At 51.5% G+C, this 21528-nt stretch carries 20 protein-coding genes and 2 tRNA genes; 4 read left to right on the forward strand and 18 right to left on the reverse strand.

Annotation, left to right across the window (positions count from 1 at the left end):
• Positions 1–186: 186 nt before the first annotated feature.
• The 7 genes from rpsO to L2097_RS21055 form a co-directional block, all read right to left on the reverse strand.
• Positions 187–456 carry a 30S ribosomal protein S15 gene (gene rpsO / locus L2097_RS21025; RefSeq protein WP_004385056.1) on the reverse strand — a complete coding sequence of 90 codons (270 nt, stop codon included), beginning with the start codon at positions 454–456 and terminating at the stop codon, positions 187–189.
• A 144-nt stretch (positions 457–600) separates the two neighbouring features.
• The gene (gene truB / locus L2097_RS21030; protein WP_250353616.1) at positions 601–1548 is read right to left on the reverse strand and encodes a tRNA pseudouridine(55) synthase TruB; all 948 of its coding nucleotides are present in this window, start codon (positions 1546–1548) and stop codon (positions 601–603) included.
• Entirely contained in the window at positions 1548–1949 is a 402-nt protein-coding gene (gene rbfA / locus L2097_RS21035) for a 30S ribosome-binding factor RbfA (protein WP_047372964.1), read from the reverse strand. The genes truB and rbfA overlap by 1 nt, the downstream gene beginning before the upstream one ends.
• A gap of 102 nt (positions 1950–2051) precedes the next feature.
• Positions 2052–4766: a translation initiation factor IF-2 gene (infB, locus tag L2097_RS21040; RefSeq protein WP_047372963.1), complete on the reverse strand. Its 2715-nt coding sequence runs from the start codon at positions 4764–4766 to the stop codon at positions 2052–2054.
• Between the two features lie 24 nt (positions 4767–4790).
• Entirely contained in the window at positions 4791–6278 is a 1488-nt protein-coding gene (gene nusA / locus L2097_RS21045) for a transcription termination factor NusA (RefSeq protein WP_047372962.1), read from the reverse strand.
• A 28-nt stretch (positions 6279–6306) separates the two neighbouring features.
• A complete protein-coding gene (gene rimP / locus L2097_RS21050; protein ID WP_047373469.1) occupies positions 6307–6759 on the reverse strand; it encodes a ribosome maturation factor RimP in 453 nt (150 codons plus the stop codon).
• Positions 6760–6967: 208 nt separating this feature from the next.
• Positions 6968–7044 (reverse strand) — tRNA-Met (locus L2097_RS21055).
• A gap of 379 nt (positions 7045–7423) precedes the next feature.
• Between L2097_RS21055 and argG the strand changes: the two genes are divergently transcribed.
• Positions 7424–8767 carry an argininosuccinate synthase gene (gene argG / locus L2097_RS21060; protein WP_085005586.1) on the forward strand — a complete coding sequence of 448 codons (1344 nt, stop codon included), beginning with the start codon at positions 7424–7426 and terminating at the stop codon, positions 8765–8767.
• A gap of 178 nt (positions 8768–8945) precedes the next feature.
• Here argG and L2097_RS21065 read toward each other — a convergent pair.
• From L2097_RS21065 to rlmE, 6 genes are all read right to left on the reverse strand, one after another.
• A tRNA-Leu gene (locus tag L2097_RS21065) sits at positions 8946–9032 on the reverse strand.
• An 11-nt stretch (positions 9033–9043) separates the two neighbouring features.
• On the reverse strand, positions 9044–9376 hold the full coding sequence (gene secG / locus L2097_RS21070) for a preprotein translocase subunit SecG (RefSeq protein WP_047372960.1): 333 nt from the start codon (positions 9374–9376) through the stop codon (positions 9044–9046).
• Between the two features lie 226 nt (positions 9377–9602).
• A complete protein-coding gene (gene glmM, locus L2097_RS21075; RefSeq protein WP_047372959.1) occupies positions 9603–10940 on the reverse strand; it encodes a phosphoglucosamine mutase in 1338 nt (445 codons plus the stop codon).
• Positions 10933–11787: a dihydropteroate synthase gene (gene folP, locus L2097_RS21080; protein ID WP_047372958.1), complete on the reverse strand. Its 855-nt coding sequence runs from the start codon at positions 11785–11787 to the stop codon at positions 10933–10935. The genes glmM and folP overlap by 8 nt, the downstream gene beginning before the upstream one ends.
• A gap of 99 nt (positions 11788–11886) precedes the next feature.
• Entirely contained in the window at positions 11887–13818 is a 1932-nt protein-coding gene (gene ftsH, locus L2097_RS21085; protein WP_085005585.1) for an ATP-dependent zinc metalloprotease FtsH, read from the reverse strand.
• 55 nt (positions 13819–13873) lie between these two features.
• A complete protein-coding gene (gene rlmE, locus L2097_RS21090; RefSeq protein ID WP_039077471.1) occupies positions 13874–14503 on the reverse strand; it encodes a 23S rRNA (uridine(2552)-2'-O)-methyltransferase RlmE in 630 nt (209 codons plus the stop codon).
• A 121-nt stretch (positions 14504–14624) separates the two neighbouring features.
• Between rlmE and yhbY the strand changes: the two genes are divergently transcribed.
• Positions 14625–14918 (forward strand): ribosome assembly RNA-binding protein YhbY, encoded by a 294-nt coding sequence (gene yhbY, locus L2097_RS21095; RefSeq protein ID WP_039077470.1) that lies wholly within the window; start codon positions 14625–14627, stop codon positions 14916–14918.
• A 153-nt stretch (positions 14919–15071) separates the two neighbouring features.
• Here yhbY and greA read toward each other — a convergent pair whose 3' ends face one another.
• On the reverse strand, positions 15072–15548 hold the full coding sequence (gene greA / locus L2097_RS21100; protein ID WP_047372956.1) for a transcription elongation factor GreA: 477 nt from the start codon (positions 15546–15548) through the stop codon (positions 15072–15074).
• Positions 15549–15797: 249 nt separating this feature from the next.
• Between greA and dacB the strand changes: the two genes are divergently transcribed.
• Positions 15798–17231, forward strand: a complete 1434-nt coding sequence (gene dacB / locus L2097_RS21105) for a serine-type D-Ala-D-Ala carboxypeptidase (RefSeq protein WP_250353617.1) — start codon at positions 15798–15800, stop codon at positions 17229–17231.
• An 86-nt stretch (positions 17232–17317) separates the two neighbouring features.
• Here dacB and cgtA read toward each other — a convergent pair whose 3' ends face one another.
• The 4 genes from cgtA to rplU form a co-directional block, all read right to left on the reverse strand.
• Positions 17318–18484 carry an Obg family GTPase CgtA gene (gene cgtA / locus L2097_RS21110; protein WP_047372954.1) on the reverse strand — a complete coding sequence of 389 codons (1167 nt, stop codon included), beginning with the start codon at positions 18482–18484 and terminating at the stop codon, positions 17318–17320.
• Positions 18485–18499: 15 nt separating this feature from the next.
• Positions 18500–19465, reverse strand: a complete 966-nt coding sequence (locus L2097_RS21115; protein WP_250353618.1) for a DMT family transporter — start codon at positions 19463–19465, stop codon at positions 18500–18502.
• Between the two features lie 95 nt (positions 19466–19560).
• The gene (rpmA, locus tag L2097_RS21120; RefSeq protein WP_003861831.1) at positions 19561–19818 is read right to left on the reverse strand and encodes a 50S ribosomal protein L27; all 258 of its coding nucleotides are present in this window, start codon (positions 19816–19818) and stop codon (positions 19561–19563) included.
• A gap of 20 nt (positions 19819–19838) precedes the next feature.
• A complete protein-coding gene (gene rplU, locus L2097_RS21125) occupies positions 19839–20150 on the reverse strand; it encodes a 50S ribosomal protein L21 (protein WP_003025032.1) in 312 nt (103 codons plus the stop codon).
• Positions 20151–20408: 258 nt separating this feature from the next.
• Between rplU and ispB the strand changes: the two genes are divergently transcribed.
• Positions 20409–21380, forward strand: coding sequence for an octaprenyl diphosphate synthase (ispB, locus tag L2097_RS21130; protein ID WP_047372952.1), 972 nt, complete (start codon positions 20409–20411; stop codon positions 21378–21380).
• The last annotated feature ends 148 nt before the right edge of the window (positions 21381–21528 follow it).

Here is a 21528-nt window from a genome sequence, read left to right on the forward strand (position 1 = left end):
GATCTTCCTGCATCCTCGCGACTAATGACAACCCTAACCCCGCTCTTGTGGGTAAAGCCTCTCATTAGCCGCGCGAACCTCTGCAACGAAGATCATTCATAGCAACAATACATTATTGTACTGTTAATTACTGCCGTCTGGTTGAAAAAAGGGGCCTTACGGCCCCTTTCTTGAAACTCGCAAGAATTAGCGACGCAGACCCAGACGCTCGATCAGCGCGGTGTAGCGTGCAACATCTTTACGTTTCAGGTAGTCGAGCAGTTTACGACGCTGAGAAACCATACGCAGCAGACCACGACGGCTGTGGTGATCTTTTTTGTGCTCTGCAAAGTGGCCCTGCAGGTGGTTGATCTGTGCAGTCAGCAGTGCAACCTGAACTTCGGTAGAACCGCTGTCGTTTTCGCCACGACCAAACTCAGAAACGATTTTTGCTTTAGCTTCAACGCTTAGAGACATTTTGTACTCCAGTGATAAAAAAATGAAAGGGTGCCGATCTCTAATTCAGCAACCCCGGAATTAATACCAGATATTGTTAAACAATTGACCCGGCATTAAGCGCCAATATTCTACTCTCAGTGGCTGGTTATCGCAAGATGAGGCTTAGGCAGGCGGGTACTCAACCACCAGACGACGCGGAGCAACACGCCCTTCGTCATCGATTTCACCCATACCGATAAATTTAGCCTCTTCACCTTCGGTGACACGCACCAGACCCTCATAGGGCGTACCAGTGGTTCGCACAGGATTACCGTTGCGAAAGTACACTGATGAGGTCAACGGGAGGTTAACAACCGGATAGTCAGCTGCCGGGCTATCCATTGGCATTAATAACGGATCAAGGAGTTGAGCCGCCGGGATATCGCGCTGCTCGGCCTGCGTAACCAGGTCATGCAGTTGTTCCAGCGTAACCATTCGCTCGGCAGGATATTTACTCACCGCCAGGCGACGCAGATATATCACGTGGGCGCCGCAGCCCAGTTTCTCGCCCAGATCATCAATAATTGTGCGGATGTAAGTGCCTTTCGAACAGTGTACTTCCAGCTCCAGCTCATCGCCTTCGTGACGGATAAACTGTAGCTCATACACCGTGATAGGCCGGGCTTCACGCGGGACCTCGATACCCTGACGTGCGTATTCATAGAGCTTTTTGCCCTGATATTTCAGCGCCGAATACATGGAGGGTATTTGTTCGATATCGCCACGGAAGGTATCCAGGGCGGCAGCCAGTTGCTCAGCATTAAAATTGACCGGACGTTCTTCAACCACCTGGCCATCGGCATCGGACGTATCTGTGCGCTGGCCCAGCTTCGCGATCACGCGGTAACGTTTGTCTGAATCGAGAAGATACTGGGAGAACTTTGTCGCCTCACCCAAACACACCGGTAACATCCCCGTGGCCAGAGGATCCAATGCACCGGTGTGCCCGGCGCGATTGGCATTAAAAAGACGTTTAACTTTTTGCAGTACATCGTTGCTGGAGGCGCCTTGCGGTTTATCCAGCAACAGCACGCCGTGCACATCGCGACCGCGACGACGAGGACGACTCATTAGTCCTCCTTGCTGTCGTCCGGGTTCACACGACGCTCTTCGTCATGTTTCACCACGCTGGTAACGAGGTTGGACATGCGCATCCCTTCCACCAGTGAGTTGTCATAAAAGAAGGTCAGTTCCGGCACGATACGCAGGCGCATAGCTTTGCCAAGCAGCGTACGGATGAAACCGGATGCTTCCTGCAGCGCTTTGATGCCCGCTTTAACGGCGGCTTCATCTTTGTCGTTCAGGAAAGTAACGAACACTTTGGCATAGGCCAGGTCGCGAGAGACTTCAACGCCCGATACAGTGGTCATCATACCAACACGCGGGTCTTTAATTTCGCGCTGCAGGATGATGGCGATTTCTTTCTGCATCTCCTGGGCTACGCGCTGTGGGCGACCAAATTCTTTCGCCATAATAAATTCTCCAGACAAAAAAGGGGCTAAAGCCCCTTTTTAAGATTACTGCCGGGTGGCGCGAGGCGATCCCGGCCTGCATATGGACTTATCCCAACGGGATTAGTCGATGCTGCGTTGGATCTCGATGATTTCGAACACTTCGATCATATCGCCAACGCGAACGTCGTTGTAGTTCTTCACGCCGATACCACATTCCATGCCGTTACGGACTTCGTTAACGTCATCTTTGAAGCGGCGCAGGGATTCCAGCTCGCCTTCATAGATAACCACGTTGTCACGCAGGACGCGGATTGGGTTATGACGTTTAATCGTGCCTTCGGTAACCATACAGCCCGCGATCGCACCGAATTTCGGTGATTTGAACACGTCACGAACTTCTGCCAGGCCAATGATCTGCTGTTTCAGTTCCGGAGACAGCATGCCGCTCATCGCCGCTTTCACTTCGTCGATCAGGTTATAGATGACGGAGTAGTAACGCAGATCCAGACCTTCGGCTTCGATCACACGACGCGCAGAGGCGTCAGCACGAACGTTAAAGCCAACCAGAATGGCGTTCGAAGCGGTGGCCAGCGTTGCATCGGTTTCGGTAATACCACCGACACCAGAACCTACGATCTTCACTTTCACTTCGTCGGTAGACAGTTTCAGCAGAGAATCGGTGATCGCTTCGACAGAGCCCTGAACGTCCGCTTTCAGAACGACGTTCACTTCGTGAACTTCGCCTTCGGTCATGTTGGCGAACATATTTTCCAGTTTGGATTTCTGCTGACGCGCCAGTTTGACTTCGCGGAATTTGCCCTGACGATACAGTGCAACTTCACGCGCTTTCTTCTCGTCGCGAACAACAGTCGCTTCATCACCCGCCGCCGGAACACCAGACAAGCCGAGGATTTCAACCGGAATAGACGGACCTGCTTCGCTAACTTCACGACCAAGCTCATCACGCATCGCACGTACGCGGCCATATTCAAAGCCACACAGAACGATATCGCCTTTATGCAGGGTACCTTCGCGTACCAGAACAGACGCAACCGGGCCACGACCTTTATCCAGGAAGGATTCGATCACAACACCGCTCGCCATACCGGTACGGATAGCTTTCAGCTCAAGAACTTCAGCCTGCAGCAGGATAGCGTCAAGCAGCTCGTCGATACCAGTGCCCGCTTTTGCTGAGACGTGAACGAACTGGCTTTCGCCGCCCCACTCTTCCGGCATAATGCCGTACTGGGACAATTCATTCTTAACGCGATCCGGATCCGCTTCTGGCTTATCGATTTTGTTGACCGCAACAACAACCGGTACCTGCGCCGCTTTTGCGTGCTGGATAGCTTCGATTGTTTGCGGCATCACGCCATCGTCAGCAGCCACAACCAGAACCACGATATCCGTTGCCTGAGCACCACGTGCACGCATCGCGGTAAACGCGGCGTGGCCCGGGGTATCCAGGAAGGTGATCATGCCGTTTTCGGTTTCAACGTGGTAAGCACCGATGTGCTGAGTAATACCACCCGCCTCGCCTGAGGCTACTTTCGTTGAACGAATGTAGTCCAGCAGAGAGGTTTTACCGTGGTCAACGTGACCCATGATGGTCACGACCGGCGCACGCGGTTCTGCCGCAGCACCCGTATCACGGTCGCTCATTACCGCTTCTTCCAGTTCGTTTTCACGACGGAGGATAACTTTGTGGCCCATCTCTTCGGCTACAAGCTGCGCGGTTTCCTGGTCGATGACCTGGTTAATGGTGGCCATTGCACCCAGTTTCATCATCGCTTTGATGACCTGAGAACCTTTCACCGCCATTTTGTTAGCCAGCTCGCCAACTGTCAGCGTTTCACCAATCACAACGTCACGGTTAACCGCCTGCACAGGCTTCTGGAAGCTCTGTTGCAGCGCAGAACCTTTACGCTGTTTGCCGCCTTTACCACCGCGAATGGCCGCACGGGCTTCTTCACGATCGGCTTTGCTTTCGGCATGCTTGTTGCCTTTTTTCGCTGGGCGTGCCGCTTTCGCGTTACGACCACGACCACGACCACCTTCAACTTCGCGGTCGCTGTCGTCCTCAGCCTGGCGTGCATGGCGAGAAGTGGTTACATGATAGTCGCTGCTTTCTTCTTCTTTATCGCTGCTGGCATTCCAACGGGATTCGTTTTCCTCAGCCATGCGACGAGCTTCTTCCGCTACGCGACGCGCATTTTCTTCCAGCTTACGACGAGCCTCCTCTTCCGCTTTGCGCTTAAGATCTAGCGCTTCAGCTTCACGGCGGGCTTTTTCACCCTGGGCTGTCCTGGTCATTTCGTCAGATTGTTGGTTGCTCACTTTGCTATTTTCCGCAGCTTCACGTTTTGCTTTATCAGCAGATTCGCGTTTGGCTTTTTCATCCGCTTCACGCTTCGCTCTTTCTTCGGCATCACGTTTGGCTTGTTCCTCGGCTTCGCGCTTAGCAGCTTCCTCTGCTTCACGACGGGCCTTCTCCTCCGCTTCACGCTTCGCCTCTTCTTCCGCTGCGAGACGTTCCGCCTCTTGTGGATCGCGTTTTACAAAGGTGCGTTTTTTACGGACTTCGATCTGCACCGATTTACTTTTCCCACCGGTGCCCTGAATGCTTAATGTACTGCGCGTCTTGCGCTGCAACGTCAGCTTGTCAGGACCTGAGCCATGTTCACGGTTCAGATGCGCTAACAGCGTCTGCTTTTCTTGTGCTGTCACTGAGTCTTCAGCGGACTTGCGGATCCCTGCATCAGCAAATTGCTGTACCAGGCGGTCCACAGAGGTCTGAATCTCAGCGGCCAGCGTTTTTACGGTTACATCTGTCATGCTGTTCCTTCCTGCTACAGTTTATTACGCTTCGCCACCAAACCAGCAAATATTACGTGCGGCCATGATGAGCTCCCCGGCTTTCTCGTCGGTTAAACCTTCGATATCGCTCAGGTCATCTACGCCCTGATCGGCGAGATCTTCCAGCGTACAAACACCGCGGGCTGCCAGTTTAAACGCCAACGCACGATCCAAACCTTCCAGGTTCAGCAGGTCTTCAGCCGGTTCTTTATTACCGATGCTTTCTTCCTGCGCCAGGGCCAGAGTGGTCAGGGCATTTTTCGCGCGTTCGCGCAGGGCTTCAACGGTATCTTCATCCAGACCGTCGATTTCCAGCAGCTCTTTCATTGGCACATATGCCAGTTCTTCCAGCGTAGAGAAACCTTCTTCAACCAGAACAGTGGCGAAGTCTTCGTCAATGTCGAGGTGGCGAGTGAAGGTGTCGATCGCCGCATGGGCTTCTGCCTGATGCTTCGCCTGCAGGTCTTCAACGGTCATTACGTTGAGTTCCCAGCCGCTCAGCTGCGAAGCCAGACGAACGTTCTGGCCATTACGGCCAATCGCCTGAGCCAGGTTACCGGCTTCAACAGCGATATCCATGGTGTGCTTGTCTTCATCGACAACGATAGAAGCAACATCAGCAGGTGCCATGGCGTTAATAACGAACTGCGCCGGGTTATCATCCCACAGGACAATATCGATTCGCTCGCCGCCCAGTTCGGTTGATACCGCCTGAACGCGCGCGCCACGCATCCCCACGCACGCACCGACCGGATCGATACGCTTGTCGTTGGTTTTCACAGCAATTTTTGCACGAGAACCAGGATCGCGAGCCGCTGCTTTGATTTCAATAACTTCTTCGCCGATTTCTGGTACTTCAATGCGGAACAGTTCGATCAGCATCTCAGGTTTGGAACGCGTCACGAACAGCTGGGCACCACGCGCTTCGGGACGTACAGCGTAGAGCACACCGCGAATACGGTCGCCCGGACGGAAGTTTTCACGCGGCAACATGTCTTCACGCAGAATGACCGCTTCGGCATTGCTACCCAGATCAAGCGTGATGTTATCGCGGTTCACTTTCTTCACCACGCCGGTGATGATTTCGCCTTCATGCTCACGGAACTGGTCAACAACCATCGCACGTTCAGCTTCGCGAACTTTCTGCACGATAACCTGTTTTGCCGTCTGGGTGGTAATACGGTCAAAGGTGACAGATTCGATCTGGTCTTCAACAAAATCACCCACATTCATGCTTTCGTCTTCGAAGCGAGCAGCTTCCAGCGTAATTTCGCGCGTCGGCTGGGTAACTTCTTCAACCACAACCCAACGGCGGAACGTATCGAAATCACCGCTTTTACGATCGATCTCTACACGGACATCGATCTCTTGCTCATATTTTTTCTTGGTTGCTGTAGCCAGAGCACTTTCCAGCGCTTCGAAGATTTTTTCACGCGGCAGCGCTTTTTCGTTAGAAACAGCTTCAACAACAGCCAAAATTTCTTTATTCATCGGGGGCCTTTCACCTCAATCCAGACTGTTAAAAGTGGGGGACCAGGTTCGCTTTCTGAATGTTGCTCAATGCGAACACTTCATCTTTACCTTCGACCGTAACGGTGATCATCTCGCCATCGACACCTTTGATAACACCTTGCCATTTGCGACGGTTCTGTACCGCCATGCGCAAGACCAGCGACACCTCTTCACCCGTAAAACGCGCGTAGTGTTCCGCTGTAAATAAGGGACGATCAAGGCCTGGTGAGGACACTTCCAGGTTATAAGCGACGGTAATAGGATCTTCAACATCCATCACCGCGCTGACCTGATGGCTGACATCGGCACAATCATCAACATTGATGCCATCTTCACTATCAATATAGATGCGCAGTGTAGATGTGCGACCACGCACAAATTCAATACCAACCAGCTCGTAGCCCAGCGCTTCAACCGGTGCTGTGATCATCTCTGTTAATTTTTGCTCTAATGTGGACAAGCCCACCCCCAAGACATAAAAAAAGGGCGTAAAGCCCAGTTATTCCGTAGTCAGATAACAAAAAACCCCGATAAATCGGGGCTTTAAATAACTGAACCCTATAGCCGCAACTGCGGCCTGGAGAACCTTCCGGGAGTATTTTTTTCAAATCCAGCGACGAAGGCGTTAAGTCTTCATAGTATATTTGAAAAAGAACACTTCGGGAAAGTGGTTGCGGGGGCCGGATTTGAACCGACGACCTTCGGGTTATGAGCCCGACGAGCTACCAGGCTGCTCCACCCCGCGCCTGAAACGTGGCAAATTCTACTCGGTTAGCAGAAGATTTGCAAATAATGCTGGGATTTGGTACCGAAGACGGGACGTATAATCTGCATCCATTATATTGATAAACATAACTATCTGTCAACCCTGAGAAGTTTGCATTTTATGCGCCCTGACTTGTATTATCATGCGCAAGGGTGGATGCATTTTCAGAGGGCATTCCCCGTCATTATTGCGATGAAAATTGCACTCTTCTCTTCCTGTCATCGCCAAAAGATGTTTAAATGAAAACTCATTTATTTTGCATAACCATTCACTATCGCAACAACTGAGAATGGTATTAAACATCATGGCGTGGCTGTTAAGTCTCTCACCATAGGTATATAAAGCAGGGATTTATTTTATGACGACGATTCTCAAGCATCTTCCGGTTGGTCAACGTATTGGTATCGCCTTCTCCGGAGGCCTGGATACCAGCGCGGCATTGCTGTGGATGCGCAAAAAAGGTGCCGTTCCTTATGCATACACTGCGAATCTGGGTCAACCGGACGAGGACGACTATGACGCAATTCCTCGTCGTGCGAAGGAATATGGCGCGGAGAATGCCCGCCTGATCGACTGCCGCAAACAACTGGTTGCCGAAGGCATTGCTGCGATTCAGTGCGGCGCGTTTCATAATACAACGGGCGGATTGACCTACTTCAACACAACCCCGCTCGGTCGCGCGGTGACCGGTACAATGCTCGTGGCAGCAATGAAAGAAGATGGCGTTAACATCTGGGGCGATGGCAGTACCTATAAAGGTAATGATATTGAGCGCTTCTATCGTTATGGCCTGTTGACCAATGCCGAGCTGAAAATTTATAAGCCCTGGCTGGACACCGACTTTATTGATGAGCTGGGTGGCCGTCAGGAAATGTCCGAATTCATGATCGCCTGTGGTTTCGACTACAAAATGTCCGTGGAAAAAGCGTACTCCACTGACTCGAACATGCTCGGTGCAACACATGAAGCGAAGGATCTTGAATTCCTCAATTCCAGCGTGAAAATCGTTAACCCAATCATGGGCGTGAAGTTCTGGGACGAAAATGTCAAAATCCCGGCGGAAGAAGTAACCGTACGCTTTGAACAAGGCCATCCGGTTGCCCTTAATGGCAAAACATTTAGCGATGATGTCGAGCTAATGCTGGAAGCCAACCGGATCGGTGGTCGTCACGGTCTGGGCATGAGCGACCAGATTGAAAACCGTATCATTGAAGCGAAGAGCCGCGGTATTTATGAAGCACCGGGTATGGCACTGCTGCATATTGCGTACGAGCGCCTGCTGACGGGCATTCACAACGAAGATACTATCGAACAATATCATGCGCATGGGCGCCAGTTGGGTCGTTTGCTCTATCAGGGCCGCTGGTTCGATTCTCAGGCATTAATGCTGCGTGATGGTCTGCAACGCTGGGTAGCAAGCCAGATTACGGGTGAAGTCACGCTGGAACTGCGTCGTGGTAACGATTACTCCATCCTGAATACTGTGTCTGACAACCTGACTTATAAGCCAGAGCGTTTGACCATGGAGAAAGGCGATTCCGTCTTCTCTCCGGATGATCGTATTGGCCAGTTGACCATGCGCAATCTGGACATCACCGATACACGTGAAAAACTGTTTGGTTATGCACAATCTGGCCTGCTTTCCGCCTCCTCTGCGACGGGTCTGCCGCAGGTTGAAAACCTGGAAAACAAAGCCAAATAAGCACCGACAGAAATGAGAAAAGCCGCGAAAGCGGCTTTTTTTATGCAATAACGTCTATGTAATGACACCTGCCGCAGCGAAACGCCATCAGCCCAGGCGGCGCCATGTAGCTTCTGGAGAACGGGCTTTTCTGCAGGCGAAAAAAAAGACGCTTTTTAGCGTCTTTTTTCCGGAATATTGGTACCGAGGATGGGACTCGAACCCACAAGCCCGTTAGGGCACTACCACCTCAAGGTAGCGTGTCTACCAATTCCACCACCTCGGTACGACGACTGCTTATTTCGGGATATCGCTGCTCGGCTGCGCCGGAGCTGCTGGCTGAGTCTGCTCAGTATGAGCCGGAGCACTCAGTCTTTCCCATTCACTTCCTTTATTGGTTTTGTTGGTATTGATGTTACCCAGCACCAGACTGATGATGAAGAACAGTGTCGCCAACACAGCGGTCATACGGGTCATGAAGTTACCAGAACCACTTGAACCGAACAACGTTGCAGAAGCGCCTGCGCCAAATGAGGCTCCCATATCAGCGCCTTTACCTTGCTGCAGCATGATTAAACCAACAAGGCCAATTGCCACAATAAGGAAAACAACTAAAAGAGCTTCGTACATAATCAACCTGTTCCTTGCGGGGTTGCCGCATGCCAATGCTTCAAACCAATAAAAGTGGGGTTGTTAATGTTTCCCACTGAAGCGGGTGTGAATACTAACCAAAGCGAATCACCTTCGCAAGGGCATTTTAAGCGCATTTTATCAAGTGAGGAAAAAAACAGCAAAAACGGAGACATCTCGTATTAAAAAGGCAGCAAACGCCGCCTTTTTAGACACTTAATGGCCATCAAACTGCTTTAACCGCATCTGCGATACGGTTGGCAAACGCAACTACGTGCTCTTCAACCTCGCCTTCCACCATGACGCGAATCAATGGTTCAGTTCCGGATTTACGCAACAGTACGCGGCCACGATTGCCCAACGCCGCTTCAACCTCAGCGGTCACGCTTTTAACCTGCTCATCTTCGAGCGGATCAATGTCGCTGGAGGTATAGCGCACATTCACCAGTATCTGGGGGAACATGGTCATCCCGCTGCATAAATCATGCAGGCTCATGTGATTACGCACCATTGCCGCCACAACTTGCAGGCCTGCTACAATCCCATCGCCGGTTGTCGTTTTGTCCAGCAGAATGACGTGGCCGGAGTTCTCTGCGCCAAGGCGCCAGCCTTTTTCCTGCAATTTTTCGAGGACGTAGCGGTCACCCACTTTCGCGCGCGCAAATGGAATGCCAAGCTGTTTTAACGCCAGTTCCAGTCCCATGTTACTCATCAGCGTCCCTACAGCGCCGCCGCGTAATTGCCCCTGACGCAAGGCTTCGCGCGCGATGATGTAGAGAATTTGGTCGCCATCGACCTTGTTGCCTTCATGGTCGACCATGATCACGCGATCACCGTCGCCATCAAAAGCAATACCTAAATCCGCTTTTTCACTCAGGACACGTTGCTGCAATGCCCTGACATCCGTTGCGCCGCAGTTTTCATTGATGTTGACGCCATCAGGCTCGCATCCCATTGCGATTACCTTCGCACCCAGTTCGCGGAAAACACTCGGAGCAATGTGGTAAGTAGCGCCATTCGCGCAGTCCACAACAATTTTAAGCGTATTCAGGCTGAGCTCGTTCGGGAATGTTGCTTTGCAAAATTCGATATAACGACCAGCGGCATCCACGATACGGCTGGCTTTACCCAGCTCGGCTGAATCCACGCAGGTCAGTTCTTTTTCCATCTCAGCTTCGATGGCTTCTTCTACCGCGTCCGGCAGCTTGGTACCGTCAATAGAAAAGAATTTAATGCCGTTGTCATAGAAAGGGTTATGCGATGCTGAGATGACAATCCCCGCTTCCGCACGAAACGTACGGGTAAGATATGCCACTGCGGGAGTAGGCATCGGCCCGGTAAAAGAGGCAGACAAACCCGCAGCGGCGAGACCAGCTTCGAGTGCAGATTCCAGCATATAGCCGGAAATGCGGGTATCTTTGCCAATGATAATTTTGCGTGAGCCATGACGCGCCAGTACCTTACCGGCCGCCCAGCCCAGTTTAAGCACAAAGTCAGGGGTAATTGGCGCATCACCAACGCGACCACGGATACCATCGGTGCCAAAATATTTACGATTACTCATAGCGTTTGTTTTCCTTCGCTGACGCTGACAGTGTGGCTTCCACCACCCGCATGGCTTCAACCGTTTCTTTTACATCGTGGACACGAATAATGTGCGCACCTTGCATGGCGGCAATCACCGCACATGCCAGGCTACCACTCAATCTTTCGTTCGGGCCAACGTTCAGTAGCTGGCCAACCATCGATTTACGCGACATTCCTACCAACAGAGGCAGGTTAAAATGATGAAACTCCGCCAGGCGGGCGAGGAGCGCGTAGTTGTGTGTGAGATTCTTACCGAAACCAAATCCGGGGTCGAGTAACAATTTCTCTTTTGAGATACCAGCCCGCACACAGCGTGCAATGTGGTCAATAAAGAAACGATTTACATCGGCAAAGACATCATCATATTTTGGCGCTTCTTGCATGGTCTTAGGCTGCCCCTGCATATGCATCAGACAGACAGGGAGCCCCGTTTCCGCCGCGGCCTCCAGTGCGCCAGGTTCAGTCAGCGAACGGATGTCATTAATAATGTGCGCCCCAACCCTGGCCGATTCACGGATCACTTCGGGCTTAGAGGTGTCGACAGAAATCCATACTTCAAAACGCTGCGCTATCGCTTCCACCACCGGAATCACGCGCTCCAGCTCTTCCTCCACGCTGACCTCTGCAGCACCAGGGCGGGTAGATTCGCCACCGACATCCACAATCGTTGCGCCGGCATTAATCATCAGATTGGCATGCCTGACCGCCTCGACCAACGTGTTATGCGTTCCGCCATCTGAAAAAGAATCCGGCGTCACATTGAGGATCCCCATCACATGCGGATGAGAAAGATCGAGGGTGGTACCCTGAGCATGCAATTTCATGACGTAAAACCTTTTGAATATTTGGTTGTGCAAAAAAGAAAAACCCCGGAGCAAGCCCCAGGGTTTCAGCAAAAGAACACATCATCGGCAAGAGAAAACTTACTTGTCGCCCAACTGTTCAGACATCGTGTTACCCGGGTTCGGCGTACGCGGTTCGTCTACCGGACGCGGTGCACGCGGGGTGCCATTGCTGTCAGAATTGTTGGTGCCAGGATCTTCCCAGCCGGCTGGCGGACGCACGTCGCGACGAGCCATCAGGTCATCGATTTGCGGCGCATCGATGGTTTCATATTTCATCAACGCGTCTTTCATCGCATGCAGGATATCCATATTTTCGTTCAGGATCTGGCGTGCACGATTGTAGTTGCGCTCAATCAATGCTTTCACTTCCTGATCGATAATCCGTGCGGTTTCATCAGACATGTGTTTCGCTTTCGCTACGCTACGACCAAGGAACACTTCGCCTTCTTCTTCAGCGTAGAGCAATGGACCGAGTTTGTCTGAATAACCCCACTGGGTCACCATGTTACGCGCCAGGTTTGTCGCCACTTTGATGTCGTTCGACGCACCGGTAGAAACTTGCTCAGCACCGTAGATGATCTCTTCTGCGAGGCGACCGCCATACAGTGTAGAGATCTGGCTTTCCAGCTTCTGGCGGCTGGCGCTGATCGCGTCCCCTTCCGGCAGGAAGAACGTCACGCCCAGTGCGCGACCACGCGGAATAATAGTGACTTTGTGTACCGGATCGTGTGCCGGTACCAGACGACCAATAATCGCATGGCCTGCTTCATGATAAGCAGTCGATTCTTTCTGTGCTTCCGTCATCACCATGGAGCGACGTTCCGCACCCATCATGATTTTGTCTTTCGCTTTTTCGAACTCAACCATCGAAACGACGCGCTTGTTGCCGCGTGCAGCAAACAGCGCTGCTTCGTTCACCAAGTTTGCCAGATCCGCACCGGAGAAACCAGGCGTACCGCGAGCGATAATTGCCGCATCAATATCCGGAGAAAGCGGTACGCGACGCATATGCACTTTCAGGATTTGCTCACGACCGCGCACATCCGGCAGGCCCACAACAACCTGACGGTCAAAGCGGCCCGGACGTAACAGTGCAGGGTCAAGAACGTCTGGACGGTTAGTCGCAGCAATAACGATGATACCTTCGTTACCTTCGAAACCATCCATCTCAACCAGCATCTGGTTCAGCGTCTGCTCACGTTCATCATGACCGCCGCCCAGGCCGGCACCACGCTGGCGACCGACGGCATCGATTTCATCAATGAAGATAATACACGGTGCCGCTTTTTTGGCTTGTTCGAACATGTCACGCACACGTGATGCACCGACACCAACGAACATTTCCACAAAGTCAGAACCAGAAATGGTAAAGAATGGCACCTTCGCTTCACCCGCGATCGCTTTCGCGAGCAGCGTTTTACCGGTACCCGGAGGGCCGACCATCAGGACGCCTTTCGGGATTTTACCCCCCAGCTTCTGGAAACGGCTCGGTTCACGCAGGTATTCAACCAGCTCACCCACTTCTTCTTTCGCTTCGTCGCAACCTGCAACATCCGCAAAAGTCGTTTTAATTTGGTCTTCGGTGAGCATACGCGCCTTGCTCTTGCCGAACGACATGGCACCTTTGCCACCGCCGCCCTGCATTTGGCGCATAAAGAATATCCAGACCCCAATCAGCAACAGCATCGGGAACCAGGAAATAAAGATTGAAGCCAGCAGGCTAGGTTCTTCCGGCGGCTCGCCAACCACTTTGACATTTTTAGTCAGCAGGTTATCAAGCAGTTTCGGATCGTTCACCGGGATGTAAGTCGTGTAACGGTTACTATCTTTCTTGGTAACGTTGATCTCACGTCCGTTGATACGCGCTTCGCGAACCTGGTCCTGGTTGACCTCCTGCAGGAAGGTAGAATAATCCACCTTACGGCCATTAGACTCGCTGGGCCCAAAGCTCTGGAATACTGACATCAGCACAACGGCAATGACCAGCCAGAGTATTAGGTTTTTCGCCATGTCACTCAAGGGATTAACCTCATATTACAACTGTGTTAAAAACAGCGTCAGGTTACTATAGTTTTCGCCCGGTCGCTACAATGTACACTTCTCGTGAACGGGCACGGGAAGAGTCCGGCTTACGAACTTTCACTTTCGTAAACAGAGAGCGAATTTCCCTAAGGTACTCATCGAAACCTTCGCCCTGAAAGACTTTCACAACAAAACCACCACCAGGCGCTAACACATCCCGGCACATCTGTAGCGCCAGTTCCACCAGGTACATAGAGCGGGGAATATCAACTGCTGGGGTTCCGCTCATGTTTGGTGCCATATCTGACATGACAACTTGTACTTTACTGTCCCCGACTCTATCCAGTAATGCTTTCAGGACTAATTCATCACGAAAGTCACCCTGAAGAAAGTCCACACCAACGATTGGATCCATAGGTAAAAGATCACACGCGATGATTCGGCCTGTGCCCCCGATCTGCGTGACCGCATATTGCGACCAGCCACCAGGAGCGGCACCGAGATCGACAACTGTCATTCCCGGCTTAAAAAGTTTGTCACTTTGCTGTATTTCATCAAGTTTAAACCAGGCACGGGAACGTAACCCCTTTTTCTGCGCCTGTTGAACATATTTATCGCTAAAGTGTTCCTGAAGCCAGCGACTCGAGCTGGCAGAACGCTTTTTACCTGTCATTTCACATTCCGTCTGGGTTCATCGTATACAGCAACGTAAAATTACACGCGGCGATTTGGTGATATATGGGAGATGGCGGTAGAATGACCCGTTTTCAATCCCAACGTAAGCAAAATATACGATGAATCTGAGTACTAAACAAAAACAGCACCTGAAAGGTCTGGCACATCCGCTCAAGCCTGTAGTTATGCTTGGCAACAATGGTTTGACCGAAGGGGTACTGGCCGAGATCGAACAAGCGTTAGAGCACCATGAGCTTATCAAGGTTAAAATCGCTACCGAAGACCGCGAGACTAAGACCTTGATCGTGGAAGCTATTGTACGCGAAACCGGCGCCTGTAACGTACAGGTCATCGGTAAAACGCTGGTACTTTATCGTCCTGCTAAAGAGCGCAAAATCTCGCTGCCGCGCTAAGAATATCCTTAATTGAACACAAAATCTGTGTAAAACGAGGGGTTTTCGCTAACAGACGAGCAAAATGCCATGCTCATTGAGTTGTTAAAAGGCCGCAGTGCGGCCTTTTTCTTTTCTTTACAATACGTCAACAAGTGCGGTTAACGAAATTATTCAGAGATATTCCACTTTGATAATTTCGAATTCGACATCGCCGCCCGGGGTACGAATGACAACGACATCGTCTTGTTCTTTACCGATCAGACCACGCGCGATCGGTGAATTTACGGAGATCAGATTTTGCTTAAAGTCAGCTTCGTCGTCACCCACAATACGGTAAGTCTGCTCTTCCTCAGTATCCAGATTGAGCACACTGACCGTACTACCAAAAATTACACGACCATTGTTCGGCATTTTAGAGATATCGATAACCTGCGCATTGGACAGTTTTGCTTCGATATCTTTGATACGACCTTCACAAAAGCCTTGCTGTTCGCGGGCTGCATGGTATTCCGCATTTTCTTTCAGGTCACCATGCTCGCGCGCTTCCGCGATCGCGGCGATAATTTCAGGACGGCGCACTGATTTCAAAAAATCCAGCTCTTCGCGCAGTTTTTCGGCACCACGTAAGGTCATCGGAATAGCTTGCATTTGTTATACCTCTTAAACTTTCCTGTATGGAGCAGTCTCCCGCCCCGGCTGCTATGTCTGCCCGGATTCAGGTGCATAACCCCCGACCAGAAGCAAAAGAAAACTGACCCGGAGACAAAGCCCCAGGTCAGCAACAATTTTTCAATTTGATACGTATTTTACCCGGAAGTTCACTATGGGTCATCGTTTACTTTCCGGGTCGATGCGCCGTAGTATGACGGCTTGTTTCCAGGTTGTTAGCGCGAGATTATGCGATTTCCCAGATTTTTCATCGGATTGACAACAAGTATAGCCCTGAATGTTCAGGCCGCGAATGTCGACGAGTACATAAACCAGTTACCGGACGGCGCGAATCTCGCCCTCATAGTGCAAAAGGTGGGAGCACAGGAACCGGATATCGATTATCACGGCAAGCAAATGGCTTTACCGGCGAGTACGCAAAAAGTCATTACCGCGCTGGCTGCTTTATTACAGCTTGGCCCTGATTTCCGCTTCACCACGACGCTGGAGAGTAAAGGTACGGTTGACAATGGTGTATTAAAAGGTGACTTAGTCGCAAGATTTGGCGGCGATCCGACGTTAAAACGTCAGAATATACGCAATATGGTCGCGACCCTGAAAAAATCTGGAGTGCAAAAAATCGAGGGAAATGTCCTTATCGATACATCGATTTTTGCCAGCCATGACAAAGCCCCCGGCTGGCCATGGAACGACATGACCCAGTGCTTTAGCGCCCCACCCGCAGCAGCTATTATCGACCGCAACTGTTTTTCTGTTTCGTTATACAGCGCGCAGAAACCCGGAGACCTTGCGTATATCCGCGTCGCATCATACTACCCGGTAAACATGTTCAGCCAGGTCCGTACGCTGGCGCGCGGCTCATCCGAAGGGCAATACTGCGAACTGGATGTTGTTCCTGGCGATTTAAACCGCTTCACGCTGACCGGCTGCCTGCCACAACGTACTGACCCGCTACCGCTGGCTTTTGCCATTCAGGATGGCGCCAGTTATGCCGGCGCTATAATCAAGGCAGAACTCAAAGATGCAGGCATTACCTATACGGGAACCCTGTTGCGCCAGACACAAGTCAACGAGCCCGGCACAGTTATCGCCAGCACACAATCGGCCCCGTTGCATGATTTGCTGAAAATCATGCTGAAAAAGTCGGACAACATGATTGCCGATACCGTTTTCCGCATGATTGGTCATGCCCGCTTTGGCGTACCGGGAACCTGGCGCGCCGGTTCTGATGCAGTTCGTCAGATTCTGCGTCAGCAAGCCGGCGTGGATATCGGAAACACGATCATTGCGGATGGCTCGGGTCTGTCGCGCCACAATCTGATTGCGCCTGCCACCATGATGCAGGTACTCCAGTACATTGCCCAGCATGACAACGAGCTCAATTACATCTCTATGCTGCCGCTTGCGGGTTATGATGGCTCATTACAGTACCGGGCGGGTCTGCATGAAGCTGGCGTGGACGGCAAGGTATCTGCCAAAACAGGTTCGCTGCAAGGCGTTTACAACCTGGCTGGTTTTATCACTACCGCAAGCGGGCAGCGAATGGCCTTCGTACAATATTTGTCGGGTTATGCGGTAGAACCCGCCGATCAGCGTAACCGACGTATCCCACTGGTTCGCTTTGAAAGCCGCCTGTACAAAGACATCTACCAGAACAATTAATAAAAAAGCCGGGTAGCGTTAACGCTTTCCCGGCTCAGAGTGTCTGTAATCCCCCTCAGACGTTCGTCCGTGGGGGAATAGCAGAATCAGTGTTTGTAGATGAACTCAATGCCTTCTTCGTCATCTTCGTCCCAGTCATCATCGTCCAGGTCGTCTTCTTCGGCTTCTTCAAGCTGCTGACGGTGATAATCGTCCCACATAAACTCGACCTTCTCTGGCTGTTTCTCTTCCTGCGCCTGAGCGATCGGGTTTTCGATGATAAAGGTCATCACATCCCAACAGAGGTCCTTAACACCTTGCTGGCTGGCCGCAGAGATAAGGTAATACTTATCTTGCCAGCCCAATGCTTCGGCGATCTCTTTGGCTTTGGCTTCTGCTGTAGCTTTGTCCATCAGGTCAATTTTATTGAAGACCAGCCAGCGCGGTTTAGCCGCCAGTTTTTCGCTGTATTTTTCCAGCTCGCCAATGATGATCCGCGCATTATCAACCGGATCGGAACCGTCAATCGGATCGATATCGATCAGATGTAGCAATACGCGGCAGCGCTCAAGATGTTTGAGGAAGCGAATACCAAGACCTGCGCCCTCAGATGCCCCTTCAATCAGCCCTGGGATGTCCGCTACCACGAAGCTTTTTTCGTTATCCATACGCACGACGCCGAGGCTTGGAACCAGCGTGGTAAACGGATAGTCAGCCACTTTAGGTTTTGCCGCAGAGACAGCGCGGATGAAAGTAGATTTGCCCGCATTCGGCATACCCAACATCCCCACATCCGCCAGCAGCATCAGCTCCAGCATGAGGTCGCGTTTATCACCCGGCGTCCCCATCGTCTTCTGACGCGGCGTACGGTTAACGGATGATTTGAAACGGGTATTGCCCAGACCATGCCAGCCGCCTTTCGCCACCATCAGACGCTGACCGTGTTTGGTCATATCGCCCATGGTTTCGCCTGTGCCCTGGTCAATCACACGAGTACCTACCGGCACTTTCACCGTCACATCTTTACCGCGCTTACCCGTGCAGTCACGGCTTTGACCGTTCTGACCACGTTCAGCGCGGAATGATTTTTCAAAGCGGTAGTCAATTAAGGTGTTCAGGTTCTCGTCTGCTTCCAGCCAGACGTCGCCGCCATCACCACCGTCGCCGCCATCCGGTCCACCGTTGGGAATGTATTTTTCGCGACGGAAGCTCACACAACCGTTACCGCCGTCACCCGCCACGACCAGGATGACCGCTTCATCAACAAACTTCATTTTACTCTCCGTAACTCATTCGCCTGAGCGGGGCAAAGTGACAACCACTTCACGCTTGCGCCAGCGTCCCCAAAGACGATGACCAATGGCGGAATACATTGCTCCCGCAACCACGACAAACGCACCGAGATAACCGATAAGGTTTAACATCGGTCTGGCGAAAACATCGGGCCAGGCCATTGATAATAAATCTGAAAACAACAACGTAAACAGCGGCGTCAGGGTGATGAGCGCGCTGACCTGCGCAGCCTGCCAGCGAGCCATTGCTTCCGCCAACGCGCCATAGCCGACCAGCGTATTCAGGCCACAGAAAAACAGGCACGCAAGTTGCCAGTTACTGAGCTGGGAAATCACGCTAGGCCGGGCCAAAGGCAGTAACGCTATCGTACATAAAGTGTACAGCAAAAAGAGGATCTGTTGTGAAGCCAGACGCCTCAATAATACTTTTTGCGCGACACCATAACTGACCCAAACCGTTGCCGCCCCGACGCCGAAAATGACGCCCCAGGTGTAGTCGGTCAGTTTGGTAAAAATCTCAATCAGGCTGGTGTTGAAAAACATAACCAGACCGCAAAGCAACATGATTGCGCCAATCACCTGCGTCCCGCGCATCTTCTCTTTCAGAATAAAGACACTGGCGACCATCATACCAACCGGCGACAGTTGCCCAATCACCTGCGACGCAGTCGGGCTTAAATACTGCAGGGAGGAACTAAAGAGCACGAAATTACCGAATAGCCCACCGGTCGCAATGGCGAGCAACACCAGCCATTTCGGCTTGCGAAACTGGCGCAGCGAAGGGAGTTTACGTTTACAGGCCAGAATCGTACCAAGGCCGATTGCCGCCATTAAAAAACGATAAAACACCACTGTCGGGGGTTCCATTACCGTCAGCACCTGTTTCATTGCAATTGGCAGTGCTCCCCAGCACATTGCGGTAGTGAGCGCCAAAAGAATACCAATGCCAGCCTGCTGCTTCATGCCCGTTTTCCCTACAGAAAGTTTTCCGGACTTCTAATGTAAAAAGCCCCGCAACGTGTTGCGGGGCTTTCATCCGTTACCGGACCACGAAAAACTTACTCAGCAACGATGCTGATGTATTTACGGTTATTCGGGCCTTTAACTTCAAATTTCACTTTACCGTCTGCTTTAGCAAACAGAGTGTGGTCACGACCGCAACCTACGTTAGTACCAGCGTGGAATTTGGTGCCACGCTGACGAACGATGATGCTACCCGCCAGAACGGATTCGCCACCGAAACGCTTAACGCCCAGGCGTTTAGCTTCTGAATCGCGACCGTTACGAGTTGAGCCGCCAGCCTTTTTATGTGCCATTTAAATCTACTCCTCAGGTCTTAGGCGCTGATGCCAGTGATTTTCACATCAGTGAACCACTGACGATGGCCCTGTTGCTTACGATAGTGTTTACGACGACGAAACTTAACGATTTTAACTTTCTCGCCACGACCGTGAGCAACAACTTCAGCTTTGATTACGCCGCCATCAACGAAAGGAACGCCGATTTTGACTTCTTCACCGTTTGCGATCATCAGAACTTCAGCGAATTCAACAGATTCGCCAGTTGCGATGTCCAGCTTTTCCAGGCGAACGGTCTGACCTTCGCTTACTCGGTGTTGTTTACCACCACTTTGGAAAACCGCGTACATAAAAAACTCCGCTTCCGCGCACATCATCGTGTGATTCAGAGTGCGCTATAAATATTCACAATAGGGCGCGAATATTACGCAAAACGCGAGCCTTTGACAAGTGCGATCGTCAATCCATGCAGAAAAAAAACACAATGCGTAGGGCAACGTTTATCTGGCGCGTTTTTTCAGTACAATCAACAATACTATTCTAACCCGTAACCCTTCGTTATCCCATTTTGATATGTGGTAAACAGGACTGAAAGCCCGGCTTTTGCGATGAATTTAGAAAAAATCAATGAGTTAACCGCGCAAGATATGGCGGGTGTTAATGCGACAATCCTGCAACAGCTCAACTCTGATGTTCAGCTAATCAACCAGTTGGGTTATTACATTGTTAGCGGCGGCGGTAAACGTATCCGTCCGATGATTGCCGTACTGGCTGCGCGTGCCGTTGGCTACGAAGGCAATGCGCATGTCACCATCGCCGCATTAATCGAATTTATCCACACTGCGACGCTTCTCCATGACGATGTTGTGGATGAATCAGATATGCGCCGCGGCAAAGCCACCGCTAACGCTGCGTTTGGTAATGCAGCCAGTGTGTTGGTCGGTGATTTTATTTACACCCGCGCCTTTCAGATGATGACCAGCCTTGGCTCACTGAAAGTACTGGAAGTCATGTCCGAAGCGGTGAATGTCATCGCCGAAGGTGAAGTTCTGCAGTTGATGAACGTCAATGACCCGAACATCACCGAAGAGAACTATATGCGCGTGATATACAGCAAGACTGCGCGCCTGTTTGAAGCGGCTGCACAGTGCTCTGGCTTACTGGCAGGTTGCAGCGACGCCCAGGAAAAAGGGTTGCAGGATTATGGCCGTTATCTGGGCACTGCCTTTCAGCTGATTGACGACTTGCTGGACTACAGTGCGGATGGCGAAACGCTGGGTAAAAACACCGGCGATGACCTTAACGAAGGTAAACCGACTCTCCCCTTGCTGCATGCGATGCATAACGGCACCGCAGAACAGGCGCAGATGATTCGTGAAGCCATTGAGCAGGGCAACGGGCGACATCTTCTGGAACCTGTTCTGGAAGCGATGGCCGCTTGTGGTTCGCTGGAATGGACGCGTCGTCGTGCAGAAGAAGAGGCGGATAAAGCTATCGCTGCCCTGCAGGTTCTTCCTGACTCCCCGTGGCGCGAAGCACTCATCGGCCTCGCCCATATCGCGGTCCAGCGCGATCACTAATTCACGCTTTTATTCGCTTTCCCGCTGACCACGGGAAAGCGTCAATAAGTTCTTATAACAATCACAAAAAAACGCTCACTGTTATAATCATCAGCCCTAATCATCAGCCCTGGTGAATTCTTAAATGCTGCGATATTACATGAACTTT

Origin of the sequence: Citrobacter sp. MNAZ 1397 (assembly GCF_023613995.1) — a bacterium.
GTDB classification, from domain to species: Bacteria; Pseudomonadota; Gammaproteobacteria; order Enterobacterales; family Enterobacteriaceae; genus Phytobacter; species Phytobacter ursingii.